The organism is Pseudomonas sp. WP18 (assembly GCF_036689585.1).
Classification (GTDB): domain Bacteria; phylum Pseudomonadota; class Gammaproteobacteria; order Pseudomonadales; family Pseudomonadaceae; genus Aquipseudomonas; species Aquipseudomonas chlororaphis_E.
Map to the genome: position 1 here is coordinate 401,273 of NZ_CP144758.1, position 15,165 is coordinate 416,437.

Annotated in this window: 8 protein-coding genes; 6 read left to right on the forward strand and 2 right to left on the reverse strand. The window is 62.4% G+C overall.

Annotated features, from left to right (window positions below; genetic code table 11):
* Positions 1-114 precede the first annotated feature (114 nt).
* Positions 115-1,521 carry a glutamate--ammonia ligase gene (gene glnA, locus V5F23_RS01750; protein ID WP_024778072.1) on the reverse strand — a complete coding sequence of 469 codons (1,407 nt, stop codon included), beginning with the start codon at positions 1,519-1,521 and terminating at the stop codon, positions 115-117.
* A gap of 329 nt (positions 1,522-1,850) precedes the next feature.
* Between glnA and thiI the strand changes: the two genes are divergently transcribed.
* Together thiI and typA are read left to right on the forward strand one after the other, a co-directional pair.
* On the forward strand, positions 1,851-3,305 hold the full coding sequence (gene thiI / locus V5F23_RS01755) for a tRNA uracil 4-sulfurtransferase ThiI (protein WP_042731311.1): 1,455 nt from the start codon (positions 1,851-1,853) through the stop codon (positions 3,303-3,305).
* A gap of 138 nt (positions 3,306-3,443) precedes the next feature.
* On the forward strand, positions 3,444-5,264 hold the full coding sequence (typA, locus tag V5F23_RS01760; RefSeq protein ID WP_042731310.1) for a translational GTPase TypA: 1,821 nt from the start codon (positions 3,444-3,446) through the stop codon (positions 5,262-5,264).
* Between the two features lie 192 nt (positions 5,265-5,456).
* Here the strand turns inward: typA and V5F23_RS01765 are convergent, their stop codons facing one another.
* Positions 5,457-5,894, reverse strand: a complete 438-nt coding sequence (locus tag V5F23_RS01765; protein WP_042731318.1) for a YkgJ family cysteine cluster protein — start codon at positions 5,892-5,894, stop codon at positions 5,457-5,459.
* Between the two features lie 254 nt (positions 5,895-6,148).
* Here V5F23_RS01765 and V5F23_RS01770 point away from each other — a divergent pair, with 254 nt between their 5' ends.
* From V5F23_RS01770 to V5F23_RS01785, 4 genes are all read left to right on the forward strand, one after another.
* Positions 6,149-8,599 carry a glycogen/starch/alpha-glucan phosphorylase gene (locus V5F23_RS01770; protein WP_047736161.1) on the forward strand — a complete coding sequence of 817 codons (2,451 nt, stop codon included), beginning with the start codon at positions 6,149-6,151 and terminating at the stop codon, positions 8,597-8,599.
* A gap of 293 nt (positions 8,600-8,892) precedes the next feature.
* Positions 8,893-12,522, forward strand: coding sequence for a DUF2339 domain-containing protein (locus V5F23_RS01775; RefSeq protein ID WP_123579386.1), 3,630 nt, complete (start codon positions 8,893-8,895; stop codon positions 12,520-12,522).
* Positions 12,519-13,895, forward strand: a complete 1,377-nt coding sequence (locus tag V5F23_RS01780) for a DUF3999 domain-containing protein (RefSeq protein WP_042730855.1) — start codon at positions 12,519-12,521, stop codon at positions 13,893-13,895. The genes V5F23_RS01775 and V5F23_RS01780 overlap by 4 nt, the downstream gene beginning before the upstream one ends.
* Positions 13,896-14,153: 258 nt before the next feature.
* Positions 14,154-15,164 carry a class 1 fructose-bisphosphatase gene (locus V5F23_RS01785; protein WP_042730856.1) on the forward strand — a complete coding sequence of 337 codons (1,011 nt, stop codon included), beginning with the start codon at positions 14,154-14,156 and terminating at the stop codon, positions 15,162-15,164.
* Position 15,165: the final 1 nt, after the last annotated feature.

The window sequence follows — 15,165 nt, forward strand, 5'->3', positions numbered from 1 at the left end:
TCTCGTCTTGGAGGAGGGAGGTCAGCCATCATGCCCGTAATCTGCGCCCATAAAAAAGGCCTCCCGGAAGGAGGCCTCTTTTTATTTCACGCCGCGTGGGGCGACGCTACCGGATCAGCAGCTGTAGTACAGCTCGTATTCCAGTGGGTGTACGAAGGTGCGAACCTTGATTTCTTCTTCGCTTTTCAGTGCGATGTAAGCGTCGATGAAGTCGTCGCTGAATACGCCGCCCTTGGTCAGGAACGCGCGGCCCTTGTCCAGCTCTTCCAGGGCTTCTTTCAGGCTGCCACACACCTGTGGGATTTCCTTGGCCTCTTCAGGCGGCAGGTCATACAGGTTCTTGTCGGCGGCATCGCCAGGGTGGATCTTGTTCTGGATACCGTCCAGGCCGGCCATCATCAGTGCAGCGAAGGCCAGGTATGGGTTGGCAGCCGGATCCGGGAAGCGGGCTTCGATGCGGCGGGCTTTAGGGCTGTTCACGTATGGGATACGGATCGAGGCGGAACGGTTGCGAGCCGAGTAGGCCAGCATGACCGGTGCTTCGAAGCCTGGGACCAGACGCTTGTAGGAGTTGGTCGACGGGTTGGTGAAGCCGTTCAGAGCCTTACCGTGCTTGATGATACCGCCGATGAAGTACAGGGCGGTGTCCGACAGGCCGGCATAGCCTTCGCCAGCGAAGGTGTTCTTGCCGTCTTTGGAGATCGACACGTGGACGTGCATGCCCGAACCGTTGTCGCCGTACAGAGGCTTGGGCATGAAGGTCGCGGTGCGGCCGTAGGCGTCGGCTACGTTGTGGACGACATACTTGAGGGTCTGGACTTCGTCAGCCTTCTTGACCAGCGTGTTGAATTTCACGCCGATTTCGTTCTGGCCGGCAGTCGCCACTTCGTGGTGGTGAACTTCGACGGTCTGGCCCATTTCTTCCAGTGCGTTGCACATGGAGGTACGGATTTCGTGGTCGAAGTCGAACGGTGGTACTGGGAAGTAGCCGCCTTTCACGCCTGGACGGTGGCCTTTGTTGCCGCCTTCCACGTCCTGGTCGGACATCCACGAACCTTGTTCGGAGAAGATCTTGAACATGGAACCGGAGATGTCGGACTTGAATTTGACCGAGTCGAAAATGAAGAACTCAGGCTCCGGACCGAAGAAAGCGGTGTCGCCGATACCGGTGGACTTCAGGTATTCCTCGGCGCGGTGGGCGATGGCGCGAGGGTCGCGGTCATAGCCTTGCATGGTCGAAGGCTCGATGATGTCGCAAACCAGGATCAGGGTCGGCTCTTCGGTGAATGGATCCAGGACGGCGGTTTCGTCGTCCGGCATCAGGATCATGTCGGAGGCTTCGATGCCTTTCCAGCCGGAGATGGAGGAACCGTCGAACATCTTGCCGATTTCGAAGAAATCGTCGTCCAGGGCATCACGGGCCGGCATGGTCACGTGATGTTGAGTGCCTTTGGTGTCAGTGAAGCGCAGATCAATCCACTTGACGTCATGATCTTTGATGAGTTGAACCGACTTCGACATATGTCCTCCGGGTGGCTTCGGGCGGGTAATGGTGTGCCCTAAGATATGGGTGATGCCGGCGCGAATACTCTGCCAAGGCAACCTGCCTCACAAGGGAGCAATTTGCATGCCAGTGCCCCAGCAATGGGTTTTTTGCACCAAATCCACGCTTTTCCAGCCAGAAACCGCAGATTGTCCGACAATGATGCACCGCAAAGTGGCGTTTTAAGGAGGGCTTGACCTGTTTTGGTGCATGCAAAACCATCTTCACATTAACTGGTTAAACCTTGAGCAATTTCCGCTATAATCCGCGCCCCCCTTTTTCGGCTGGCCGTTCGCGCGCTGTTTTCATGAAACTAATCGTAAAAGTCTTCCCCGAAATCACCATCAAGAGCCGCCCGGTCCGGATGCGTTTCATCCGCCAGTTGGCCAAGAACATCCGTGCCGTGCTCCGTGACCTGGATCCGGCTGTGGTGGTGAATGGCGTGTGGGACAACCTCGAGCTGGAAACCCGTGTCAGCGAACCCAAGATCCTGAAGGAGATGACCGAGCGTCTGAGCTGCATGCCGGGCATCGCGCATTTCCTGCAGGTGGACGAATACCCGCTGGGGGATTTCGACGACATCCTCGCCAAGTGCAAGCTCCATTACGGTGATGCGCTGGCCGGCAAGATTTTCTCGGTGCGTTGCAAGCGTGCCGGCAAGCACCCGTTCAGTTCGATGGACGTGGAGAAGTACGTGGGCAGCCAGTTGCGCCAGCAGTGCGGCGCCGCCGGTATTTCATTGAAGGACCCGCAGGTCGAAGTGCGCATCGAGATTCGCGACCAGCGGCTGTTCGTCATCCACAGCCAGCACGACAGCATTGGCGGTTACCCGCTGGGTTCGCTGGAGCAGACCCTGGTGCTGATGTCCGGCGGTTTCGACTCCACGGTCGCCGCCTACCAGATCATGCGTCGCGGCTTGATGGGGCATTTCTGCTTCTTCAACCTGGGCGGACGTGCCCATGAGCTGGGCGTGATGGAAGTGGCGCACTTCATCTGGAAGAAGTACGGCAGCTCCCAGCGTGTGCTATTTGTGAGCGTGCCATTCGAAGAAGTGCTGGGCGAGATTCTCGGTAAAGTCGACAACAGTCATATGGGCGTCATTTTGAAGCGTATGATGTTGCGTGCCGCGTCGAGCATCGCCGACCGCCTGCACATCGATGCGCTGGTCACGGGCGAGGCGATCTCCCAGGTCTCCAGCCAGACGCTGCCGAACCTGTCGGTGATCGACTGCGTCACCGAAAAACTCGTGCTGCGCCCGCTGATCGCCAGCCACAAGCAGGACATCATCGACACGGCCATCGAGATCGGCACCGCCGATTTCGCCCGGCACATGCCGGAGTACTGCGGGGTCATCTCGGTCAACCCGAAGACGGCGGCCAAGCGCGGGCGGGTGGAGCATGAAGAGAAAGAATTCGACATGGCGATTCTCGAGCGTGCGCTCGAAAATGCCAGGCTGGTGCCGATCGATCGCGTGATCGATGAACTGGGCCAGGACATTCAGGTTGAAGAAGTCGGCGAAGCGCTGGCCGGTCAGATCATCATCGACATCCGTCACCCGGATGACGCTGAAGACGACCCGCTGGAGATCGCCGGCATCGAGGTACAAACGATGCCGTTCTATGCAGTGAACGCGCGTTTCAAGGAACTGGACCCTACTCGCCAGTACCTGCTGTATTGCGACAAAGGCGTGATGAGTCGCCTGCATGCCCACCATTTGCTCAGTGAGGGGCATGCCAATGTGCGCGTTTATCGACCGAGCTAAGTGCCCGGGGCTGTTTGCCTGTGGCCTGCGTCACCGGCCCCCCGACGCCGCCGGCAAGCTGTAACGGCTTTGTCGGACTCAACGTAAATCGCTGTCACGTCCTGTCAGCACACCGAATCCTCTGATCGAGATACACAAGTGATCGAAAATCTACGCAACATCGCCATCATTGCCCACGTTGACCATGGTAAGACCACCCTGGTAGACAAACTCTTGCGTCAATCCGGCACCCTGGAGCGCAACGAGCTCAACGACGAGCGCGTGATGGACTCCAACGACCAGGAAAAAGAGCGCGGTATTACCATCCTGGCGAAAAACACCGCCATCAACTGGAATGGCTACCACATCAACATCGTGGACACCCCGGGCCACGCCGACTTCGGCGGTGAAGTAGAGCGCGTGATGTCGATGGTCGACTCCGTACTGCTGCTGGTCGATGCCCAGGACGGCCCGATGCCGCAAACCCGCTTCGTGACCAAGAAGGCGTTCGAAGCCGGTCTGAAGCCAATCGTCGTGATCAACAAGGTCGACCGTCCGGGCGCGCGTCCTGACTGGGTCCTGGACCAGATCTTCGACCTGTTCGACAACCTCGGTGCCACCGACGAACAACTGGACTTCCAGGTCGTCTACGCCTCGGCCCTGAACGGCATTGCCGGTCTGGACCACACCGCCATGGCTGAAGACATGACCCCGCTGTACCAGTCGATCGTCGACAACGTACCGGCCCCTGCCGTTGACCGTGACGGTCCGTTCCAGATGCAGATCTCTGCCCTGGACTACAACAGCTTCCTGGGTGTGATCGGTGTTGGCCGTATCGCCCGCGGTCGTATCAAGCCGAACACCCCGGTCGTCGCCATCGACACCGAAGGCAAGAAGCGCAACGGCCGTATCCTGAAGCTGATGGGCCACCACGGCCTGCACCGTGTGGACGTCGAAGAAGCAGCCGCCGGCGACATCGTCTGCATCAGCGGCTTCGAAGAGCTGTTCATCTCCGACACCCTGTGCGACCCGACCGCTGTCGAAGCGATGAAGCCGCTGACCGTCGACGAGCCAACCGTTTCCATGACCTTCCAGGTCAACGACTCGCCATTCTGCGGTAAGGAAGGCAAGTTCGTGACCAGCCGTAACATCAAGGAGCGTCTGGACAAGGAGCTGCTCTACAACGTGGCACTGCGCGTTGAAGAAGGCGACTCGGCCGACAAGTTCAAGGTTTCCGGTCGTGGTGAGCTGCACCTGTCGGTACTGATCGAAACCATGCGTCGCGAAGGCTTCGAAATGGCCGTGGGCCGTCCTGAAGTGATCATCCGCGAAGTCAACGGCACCAAGCAGGAACCGTTCGAGAACGTCACCATCGACATCCCTGAAGAATCCCAGGGCAAGGTCATGGAAGAAATGGGCCTGCGTAAGGGCGACCTGACCAACATGTCCCCGGATGGCAAGGGCCGTGTACGCCTGGAATACAACATCCCTGCTCGTGGCCTGATCGGTTTCCGTAACCAGTTCCTGACCCTGACCAACGGTGCTGGCATCCTGACCTCGATCTTCGACCGCTACGACACCATGAAGTCCGGCCACATGTCCGGCCGTCAGAACGGTGTACTGGTCTCGGTAGAAACCGGCAAGGCGCTGACCTACTCCCTGGAAACCCTCCAGGCGCGTGGCAAGCTGTTCGTCGAACACGGCCAGGAAATCTACAACGGCCAGATCGTTGGCCTGAACAGCCGTGACAACGACCTGGGCGTCAACCCTACCAAGGGCAAGAAGCTCGACAACATGCGTGCTTCGGGTAAAGACGAAACCATCGCCCTGGTTCCACCTGTTCGCTTCACCCTGGAACAGGCCCTGGAATTCATCCAGGACGACGAGCTGTGCGAAGTGACGCCGAAGTCGATTCGCCTGCGCAAGAAGATCCTGGACGAAGGCGAGCGTACCCGCGCTGCCAAGAAAGCCAAGAACTGATCTTTTAGCCTCGGCTGAATGAAAAACGCCCCCGGTCGTGAGATCGGGGGCGTTTTTTTATGCCTGTGATTTTTTAGCGCCTATTCGGCCTCATCGCGAGCAAGCTCGCTCCCACAGGGTTCAGCGCTGTCCAGGTGGGAGCGAGCTTGCTCGCGATAGCGTCAGCCCAGGCACCGCTGAAACATCAGCGGATCAAAACCGATCCAGCGTCCGCGGATTACGCTCGCGCTCCACTTCCTTGGGCTTGTACGCGCAGTAACCTGGCCGTGGCCCGATCCGCGGATGGTTGCGGCAAGTGTCCGGGCGCTTGTCATAAATGGTGCACAGGCGGCTCTTGCGGTCCAGATAAAGGCAATCGTTGTTGCTCATGCGCTGGAGCGTGAAGATTTCCGATTTCTGGTTGTAGCGCTCGACGATCCCTTCCTTTTGCAGGCGTTTGGCGATGTTCTTCGGCGGATCGCCGAGCTCGAACTCGTCGACGATGCCAATCCGGATCAGGTCCTTGATCTTGACCTCCACCGGCAGCGTGCAGCAGCTCGATACGCAGGAACCGCACATCGGGGCGGAATACTTGGCCCAGGTATCGAGTCGGTCGATCTCCGCGGCGGCGATCAGGTTGGGCTTCATCATGAGGGTGTACCGGCGTGTATCAGGGCGCGCGATCATACCGGGACTGGTGAAATTTTGAACGACCATCTGCCGGTTTTTTTTCATTCGAGACGAGGCGCCCCAGACCGGCACGGCCCCTGCATTCATTCGTCCATCCGGCAATTCTCTGGCGGCGATTCTCCGGCACGGGAGGAAAAACCACCGAACCTGCGCCTGTGCCGTCTGTCAGACCGACTAGGCTCAGACAATTCCCTGCTCGTTCGAGGTCTTCATCAATGACTCAAGAACCACTTGTTCGCGAAGCCGAAGTGGCTGCATTTCGCGATGCCGTATTGACCAAACTCACTTACGCCGTCGGCAAGGACCCGGATCACGCGTTTGATCATGACTGGTTCGAAGCCATTGCCCTTGCCGCCCGCGACCACATGGTCGACCACTGGATGGACCATACGCGACAGATCTATCGCAAGGGCCAGAAGCGGGTCTATTACCTCTCCCTGGAATTCCTCATCGGCCGCTTGCTCTACGACAGCCTGAGCAACCTTGGTCTGCTGGACACCGCGCGTGAGGCCCTGACCGAGCTGGGCGTGGATCTGGAGCGCATCCGCCTGCTGGAGCCCGATGCGGCGCTGGGCAACGGTGGCCTGGGGCGCTTGGCGGCGTGCTTCATGGAAAGCATGTCGACCCTGGGCATCGCCGGCCATGGCTACGGTATTCGTTATGAGCACGGCCTGTTCCGCCAGGCGATGGTGGATGGCTGGCAGCAGGAACAGACGGAACATTGGCTGGATTTCGGCAACCCGTGGGAGTTCGAGCGGCCTGAGGTGGTCTATCCAATCGGTTTTGGCGGCAGCGTCGAGACCGTGACCGACGACACCGGCAAGACCCGGCAAGTCTGGTCCCCGGCCGAAACCGTGCGGGCCATTGCCTATGACACGCCGGTGGTCGGCTGGCGTGGCGCCAGCGTCAACACCCTGCGCCTGTGGCGGGCCCGCGCCATGGAAGACCTGCACCTGGAGCGCTTCAACGCCGGCGACCACCTGGGCGCGGTGGCGGAAGTGGCTCGGGCCGAAAGTATCTCCCGCGTGCTGTACCCCGCCGACAGCACCGAGGCCGGCCAGGAACTGCGCCTGCGCCAGGAATACTTCTTTGTCGCGGCATCGTTGCAGGATTTGCTGCGCCGTCATCGCAACATGCACACCTCGGTGCTGACCCTGGGCGACCACGCGGCGATCCAGCTCAACGACACCCACCCGTCGATCGCCGTGGCGGAGTTGATGCGCCAATTGGTGGACGTCTACGACGTGGCGTGGGACGCGGCCTGGCAAGTCACCCAGGACACGCTGTCCTACACCAACCACACACTGCTGCCCGAAGCCCTGGAAACCTGGCCGGTCGGGTTGATGGAGCGCATGCTGCCCCGGCACATGCAGATCATCTACCTGATCAATGCCCAGCACATCGATTCGCTGCGGGCCAAGGGCGTGCATGACTTCGATGTGCTGCGCTCGGTGTCGCTGATCGAAGAGGACAATGGTCGGCGGGTGCGCATGGGCAACCTGGCGTTCCTCGGTTCCCACAGCGTCAACGGGGTGTCCGGCTTGCACACCCAACTGATGCGCAGCACGGTGTTCTCCGAGCTGCACAAGCTTTACCCCGAACGGATCAATAACAAGACCAACGGCATCACCTTCCGCCGTTGGCTATTCCAGGCCAACGCCGAATTGACCTCGATGATGGTCGATGCCCTCGGCCCGAGCGTGCTCGACAACCCCGAGGAGCGCTTGATCGAACTGGAGCCGTTTGCCGATAAGCCGGCGTTCCGCAAGCAGTTCGCCGAGCAGCGCCTGCACAGTAAGAAGGCTCTGGCCTACCTGATCCACGAGCGACTGGGTATCGCCGTGAACCCGGCGGCGATGTTCGACGTGCAGGTCAAGCGCATCCACGAGTACAAGCGCCAGTTGCTCAACCTGCTGCACACCGTGGCGCTTTACCAGGCCATCCGCGCCGAGCCGGAAGTGGATTGGGTACCTCGGGTGAAGATCTTCGCCGGCAAGGCCGCTGCCAGTTACCACCAGGCCAAGCTGATCATCAAGCTCACCAACGACATCGCCCGGGTGGTGAACAACGATCCGACCGTGCGCGGCCTGCTCAAGGTGGTGTTCTTGCCCAACTACAACGTCAGCCTGGCCGAAAGCATCATTCCCGCGGCGGATTTGTCGGAGCAGATCTCCACCGCCGGTTTCGAGGCGTCGGGCACCAGTAACATGAAGTTCGGCCTCAACGGGGCGTTGACCATCGGCACCATGGACGGCGCCAATGTGGAGATGCATGAGCGGGTGGGGGGTGAGCACATGTTCATCTTCGGCCTGACGGCCGAGCAGGTGGAAGCGCGCAAGCGCAATGGCGAATTCAGCGCCGCGCCGGACATCGCCGCGTCCCATCGCCTCAACGATGTGCTGCAGGCGATTCGTGGCGGGGTGTTCTCGCCGGACGATCCGATGCGCTACACCGGGCTGGTGGATTCGCTGATCGACTACGACCGCTTCCTGGTCTGCGCCGATTTCGATGCCTATTGGGATGCCCAGGCCAAGGTCGAAGAGCGCTGGCACGACTCCAAACAGTGGTGGCGCTCGGCGGTGCTCAACACCGCGCGCATGGGCTGGTTCTCCTCGGACCGGACCATCCGTGAGTACGCCACCGACATCTGGAAAGCCCTGGAGTAGCGTTTGCTGTAAGAAATGTGAGCGAAGCCCAACGGCGACTGGGCTTCGTCGATATACTAGGCGCCAGTTTCGCCGGGCTGTGTGACTGGGCTCATCTATTGCAGTGTCACCCATCCAATGTGGGAGCGGGCTTGCTCGCGAAGGCGGTATGCCAGGCAACATCGTCATTGCCTGACACACCCCCTTCGCGAGCAAGCCCGCTCCCACATGAGATGGTGTGGTTTTCACTGGACTGAGCCAGGCACCGCATCGCCCCGGTTATGCCCGCAACGGGCCGCTTAGGGATATCGACCATGCAATGGATCTTGACGCTGTTAGGCCTGGCACTCGGCTGGGTGGTGGATGAGTCGTTCGCCGACGCGCTGATAGGCGCGCTGGTGGGGCTCGGCATTGCCCAGGGGTTTCGCCTGAGCCGCCTGGCAGCCCAGGCGGCCGAACAGCAGAACCTGCTGCGCAAGACCCAGCAGGCCCTCGACACGCTGGAGCAGCGCCTGGCCCTGTTCGAGCACCATCGCGCCCCGGGGCCGAGCGAACCGGCCACGGTGCCGGCGCCGGAAATCATCGTGGCCCGGGCACCGGAGCCCGAGGTTAAGGCCGAACCGGAACTGGTCTGGGAACTGCCGGCTGATCTCGAACCCATTTCCGCTCCCGCGATGGCTGCCGAGGCCAGCCAGCCGTTGCCCGACGATGTCTGGGCGCCTGCGCCCGTCAGTCGGCGGCAAGACCGCCCAGTGGCGTCCGAGCCCGTGGAGCCGGTCATCGCGCAACCGGCGGCGCCCCGTGGGCCGAATCTCATCGAGCGGGCCTTGGCGGGCGCGCGCAACTGGCTGTTCGGCGGCAACACGGTGCTGCGGGTTGGCGTGGTGCTGTTGTTCCTCGGCCTGGCGTTCCTGCTGCGCTATGCCACCGAAGGCATGGTGGTGCCCATCGAGCTGCGGTATGCCGGCGTTGCCGCCAGTGCCCTGGGCCTGCTGGGCCTGGGCTGGTGGTTGCGCCAACGCAACAATGGCTATGCGTTGATGCTGCAAGGCACCGGGATCGCGGTGCTCTACCTCACGGTGTTCGCCGCCATGCGCTTGCACCCGCTGCTCGACGCCAAGGCGGCCCTGGGCCTGTTGGTGGCGGTCACGGTGTTCTCGGCGATCCTGGCGGTGACCCAGAACGCCTTGGGCCTGGCGGCCGCCGCCGCGCTGGGCGGGTTTGCCGCACCGATCCTGACATCTACCGGCAGCGGCAATCACGTCGCACTGTTCAGTTATTTCATCCTGCTCAATGCCGGCATCCTGGCGATCGCCTGGTTCAAGGCCTGGCGCCTGCTCAACCTGATCGGTTTTGTCGGCACGTTCGGCATCGGCATCGCCTGGGGGCTGCGCTCCTATACACCGGAACTGCTCTTGAGCACCGAGCCGTTCCTGGTTGTCTTCTTCCTCATGTACCTGGCGATCGGCTTGCTGTTCACCCGGCGCAAACTCCTGGAGATGAGCGACGCCCCCGCTGACGGCAGCCGTGAAGCGTTGCTGCGCTGGTCGGCGCACAAGGGCGATTACGTCGATGGCACGATGCTGTTCGGCCCGCCGCTGGTGGGCTTCGGCCTGCAATTCGTGCTGGTCCAGCACCTGGAATTCGCCGCCGCTTTCAGTGCCCTGGCCCTGGGCATGATCTACATGGGCCTGGCGCGTGTCCTGATGGGCGGCCGGGCCTTGTTGCTGGCCGAGACGTGCCTGGCCCTGGGGGTGATCTTTGCCAGCCTGGCCATTCCCCTGGGCCTCGATGCCCGTTGGACATCGGCGGCCTGGGCGGTGGAGGGCGCGGGGATCTTCTGGTTGGGCCTGCGTCAGCAACGACCCGTCGCCCGTGCCTTCGCCGTGTTGTTGCAACTGGGCGCGGCGCTGGCGTTCGTCAGTGAACTGCGCGTCGGCGCAAGCAGCCTGCTCGACGGCGCGCCGTTGGGCGCCCTGATGTTGGGCGCTGCGTTGCTGTTTACCTTCTACCAATTGCGCCAGGCCGAACCACAGCAGGCCTCGCCCTGGGAGCGTCGAGGCTTGCCGGTGCTGGCCGTGCTGGGGCTGTCTTTCCTCTATCTGTTAGCGCCGCTGTTTTTCTTTGCCCACGGCACGGCCATCGCCTGGGCCCTGGCGGGGCTGGCAACGTTGTTCGTGGGCTTGCGCCTGCACTCGCGCAGCTTCCTGTTCACCGCGTTTGCCGTGCAACTGCTGGGCGGTGCGCTGTTCCTGATGCGCCTGCAAGGCGCCGAGGGTGATTCAACGGCGGTGTTCAGTGCCGGCTGGAGTGGTTTGCTCAGCGCCTCACTGATCGGCCTGGCCTTGATTGGCGGCATGTTGCTGGCGGCGCGTGACGACATGGTGCGCAACGATGTACGCCTGCTGCGTGGGTTGTCGGTGGTGTTGTTGGCAGGGTTGGTGTTGATCAACCTCGCCGTGCTGTTCGTCCTGCCGTGGCGAACGGCGAGCGGTGTGTGGGCCGCCAGTGGCCTGTTGATCATCTGGCTGAGCCTGTACCTGAAGCAGCGCGCCAGCTTTGTCTTCGGCCTGTTGTTGCAATTGCTCGGTGGCGCGGCGTTTCTCACGGCGGGGCCGGCATTGCTCGGGCCGCTCGACGCCGAGGGCCTGCGTCCCCTGGCCCATGGCGGGTTCTGGACGCCGCTGGTATTAGGGTTGGCGGCGCTGGTCGGCGCCTGGCGCTTGCAGCGAGGGCAAGCGGCGGCGGTGTTCGAAGCCTTGAGCCTGCGGCGTTTGTCCGAGCTGCTGCTGGTCTGGGGCGCCGGTTGGTGGGCGTTGGCTTGGGTCAGCGAAGTGCTGCGGTTCGCCCCGGCGCACCTGTCGGGCAACCTGCTGCTGGTGGTCGCGGCTGCCAGTGTCGCGGTGTGGGCCTTGTTGTCGCTGCGCTTGAAGTGGCCGGCGCTGGGCGTGCTCTGCACCTTGCTGATTCCGGCGGCGGGCTGTGTGCTGGTGGCGAGCTGGCACAACCGCTATCACCCAGCCGCGGAGTTTGGCTGGCTGGCCTGGCTGGCGGTGTTCGCCGTGCATTTCCTGTCTCTCAAGCGTCTGGCGCCGACGCTGCCGGCCCAGGTTCGCAGCACCGCCCATGTGCTCGGCGCCTGGCTGCTGATCGGCGTGCTGGCGCTGGAGTTGCGCTACGGTCTGCTGTTGCTCTCCGAAGCGTACAACGCCTGGCGTTGGCTGGGCTGGGCGATCCTGCCGAGCCTGTATCTGGTGCTGATGGCCTCGCCGCGGGCCTGGCCATGGCCGGTGGCGGCCCAGCCGCGTGAATATCGTCTCTATGCGGCGGCGCCCCTGGCGCTGTTGATGCTCGGTTGGTTCTGGCTGGCGAACACCTTCAGCGATGGTACGGCGCAGCCCTTGCCTTATGTGCCGCTGCTCAATCCGTTGGAACTGGGCCTGCTGTTTGCCTTGTTCGGGGTCTACGTGTGGGCGCGCAGCGCGGTGGCGCAATTGAAGCTTCGTTGGGCCCATGCCGAGCATGTCGCTCAGTTGCTCGCCGGGCTGTCGCTGTTCGCGTTCTTCACCGCCGTGGTGATGCGCAGCGCTCACCACTGGATCGGCGTACCGTTCGAACTGGACGCCCTGCTCGACTCCATGTTCGTGCAGGCCGGGCTGTCCATCGTCTGGACCCTGATTGCCCTGGGTCTGATGATCGGCGGGCACCTGCGGCATCGTCGCGAGGTCTGGCTGGTCGGCGCGGCGTTGATCGCGGTGGTGGTCGCCAAGTTGTTCTTTGTCGAGTTGAGTAACCGCGGCGGTCTGGCGCGGATCGTGTCGTTCATCGGTGTGGGCGTGTTGCTGTTGGTGGTCGGCTACTTCGCGCCGCTGCCACCCAAACGCTCGGAAGCGGTCGAATCGACCGAACCGCCAATACCTGTCAGTGAGGGAGTGTCATCTTGAGTCGCACGTTGAATCGGATCGGGCTGGGTGTGGTGGGGTTGTGGGTGGCCTTGTCGGCCACCGCCCAGGAGCAACCGGCGGATTTTGCCCACCAGGTGCCCTTGGCCTTGAGCGGTGAGGGGCCGTGGTATCGCCTGTCATTGCCCTTGGACGTGCAACTGCAGGCGCGGCAGGCCGACTTGAGCGACTTGCGGGTGTTCAACGCCGCCGGGCAGCCCCAGGCTTATGCCTTGGTGCGCGAGTCGGCCCAAAGCCGGGAAAACCGCACCCTCACCGACGTAAAGTGGTTCCCCCTGTACAACGCCGCCGATGACAACGAGCGCGCCCCCAGCGTGCGGGTGCAATCGAATGCCAATGGCACGCTGGTAGAAGTCCAGCCATCCAGCCGCCTTGAAGCCGGTGAGGAAGAACTGCGTGGCTGGCTGTTGGACGCCAGTGCGATCAAGGCACCGTTGCAGCAGTTGATCCTCGACTGGACCAGCGAGCGCGACGGTTTCCAGCGCTTCACCATCGAGGCCAGCGACGACTTGCAGCACTGGCAGTCCTGGGGTGATGGCCAGGTGGCGCGCCTGACCTTTGCCGATGAGCGGGTCGAACAGCATGAGGTCAACCTGCCGGGGCAACCGGCGCGTTACCTGCGCCTGTTGTGGGATTCACCGTCCTCCGCACCGGTGCTGACGTCGGCCCAGTTGCAGAGCACCCGCCACGAGAGCCTGCCGTTGCCATTGGTCTGGTCGCAGCCTTTGGCCGGCACCACCCTCAAGGCCGGTGAATACACCTGGCAACTGCCCATGGGGTTGGAGATCGAGGAGGTGCAGGTCGAGCTGAGCCAGGCCAACAGCCTGGCGCCGGTGACCCTGGCGGGGCGGCGTGAAAGCAGCCAGCCGTGGCAACCGATGGGCAGTGGCCTGCTGTATCGCCTGACCCAGAACGGCCAGGATGTGCAGCAGAACCAGTTGCAGTTCTCTGGCCAGACCGTGCAGCAATTGAAGCTGACGGTGGACGAGCGGGGCGGAGGCCTCGGCACCGAAGCGCCGGCCCTGCGTTTTGCCGTGCGCCCGACCCAGGTGGTGTTCCTGGCGCGTGGCGAGGGGCCCTACAGCCTGGCTCTGGGCAGTGCGACGGTGAAGGCCGCGAGCCTGCCGCTGACCACCCTGGTGCCGGATTATCGCCCCGCGCGCTTGGCCGCCCTGGGTTCGGCGACCGTGAGCGCAGTGACCACCTCCACCACGGTGGCCGCACCGGCCGCCGCGCCTGCGCCAGTCGACCCCTCCTGGAAGAAAATCGGCTTGTGGGCGGTGTTGCTGCTCAGTGTGTTGTTCCTCGGGGCGATGGCGTTCAGCTTGCTGCGCAAGCCGCCGGTCAAGTCCTGAGGATGGGCATGACTGAGCACCGAGTCGCCTGATTCGCGAGCGAGCCCGCCCTACATTTGGCCCTGTTCGACAGGACAATTGGGTCGCCTGTGGGAGCGGGCTCGCTCGCGAAGGTGCTCGCCCCGGCAGGCAGGCGATCTGCAAGCCATCGTCACCCTGTGAACTCAATCCTCCTTATCCCGTCTCATAGGAGGAATTAAGTCCCGACTCGCGCTAAACTGCGCTGGTTTTTCCGCCCCCTATTCTTCGGAGCCGTCCATGTCCCGCGTTACCTTGAGTCGCTATTTGATTGAGCAGACCCGCAGCAACAATACCCCTGCCGATCTGCGCTTTTTGATCGAAGTGGTGGCGCGTGCGTGCAAGGAGATCAGCCACGCCGTCTCCAAAGGCGCCCTGGGTGGTGTCCTGGGCAGCATGGGCACCGAAAACGTGCAGGGTGAAGTGCAGAAGAAGCTCGACGTGCTCTCCAACGAGATCCTGCTCGAAGCCAACGAATGGGGCGGTCACCTGGCCGGCATGGCGTCCGAGGAAATGGACAACGCCTACCAGATCCCGGGCAAATACCCCAAGGGTGCCTACCTGCTGGTGTTCGACCCGCTGGACGGTTCGTCGAACATCGACATCAACGCGCCGGTCGGCACCATCTTCTCGGTACTGCGTTGCCCGAACGAATACCTGAGCCAGAACGAAGCCCTGAATGAAAAGGCGTTCCTGCAACCCGGCACCCAGCAGGTCGCTGCCGGCTATGCCATCTACGGGCCGCAGACCATGCTGGTGCTGACCCTGGGCGACGGCGTCAAGGGTTTCACCCTGGATCGCGAAATGGGCAGCTTCGTACTGACCCACGAAGACATCACCATTCCTGAATCCACCCAGGAATTCGCCATCAACATGTCCAACCAGCGCCACTGGGAAGCCCCGGTGCAACGCTACGTCAGCGAATTGCTGGCTGGCGAGGAAGGTCCGCTGAAAAAGAACTACAACATGCGCTGGGTCGCCGCGATGGTCGCCGACGTCCACCGTATCCTGACCCGCGGTGGCCTGTTCATGTACCCGCGCGACAGCCGCGAGCCGTCCAAACCGGGCAAACTGCGCCTGATGTACGAAGCCAACCCGATGTCGTTCCTGGTGGAGCAGGCCGGCGGCGCTTCCACCGACGGCCACCAGCGGATCCTCGACATCAAGCCTGAAGGCCTGCACCAGCGCGTGGCGGTGTTCCTCGGTTCGAAGGAAGAAGTCGCCCGCGCCACGGCGTACCACAAGGAGTAAA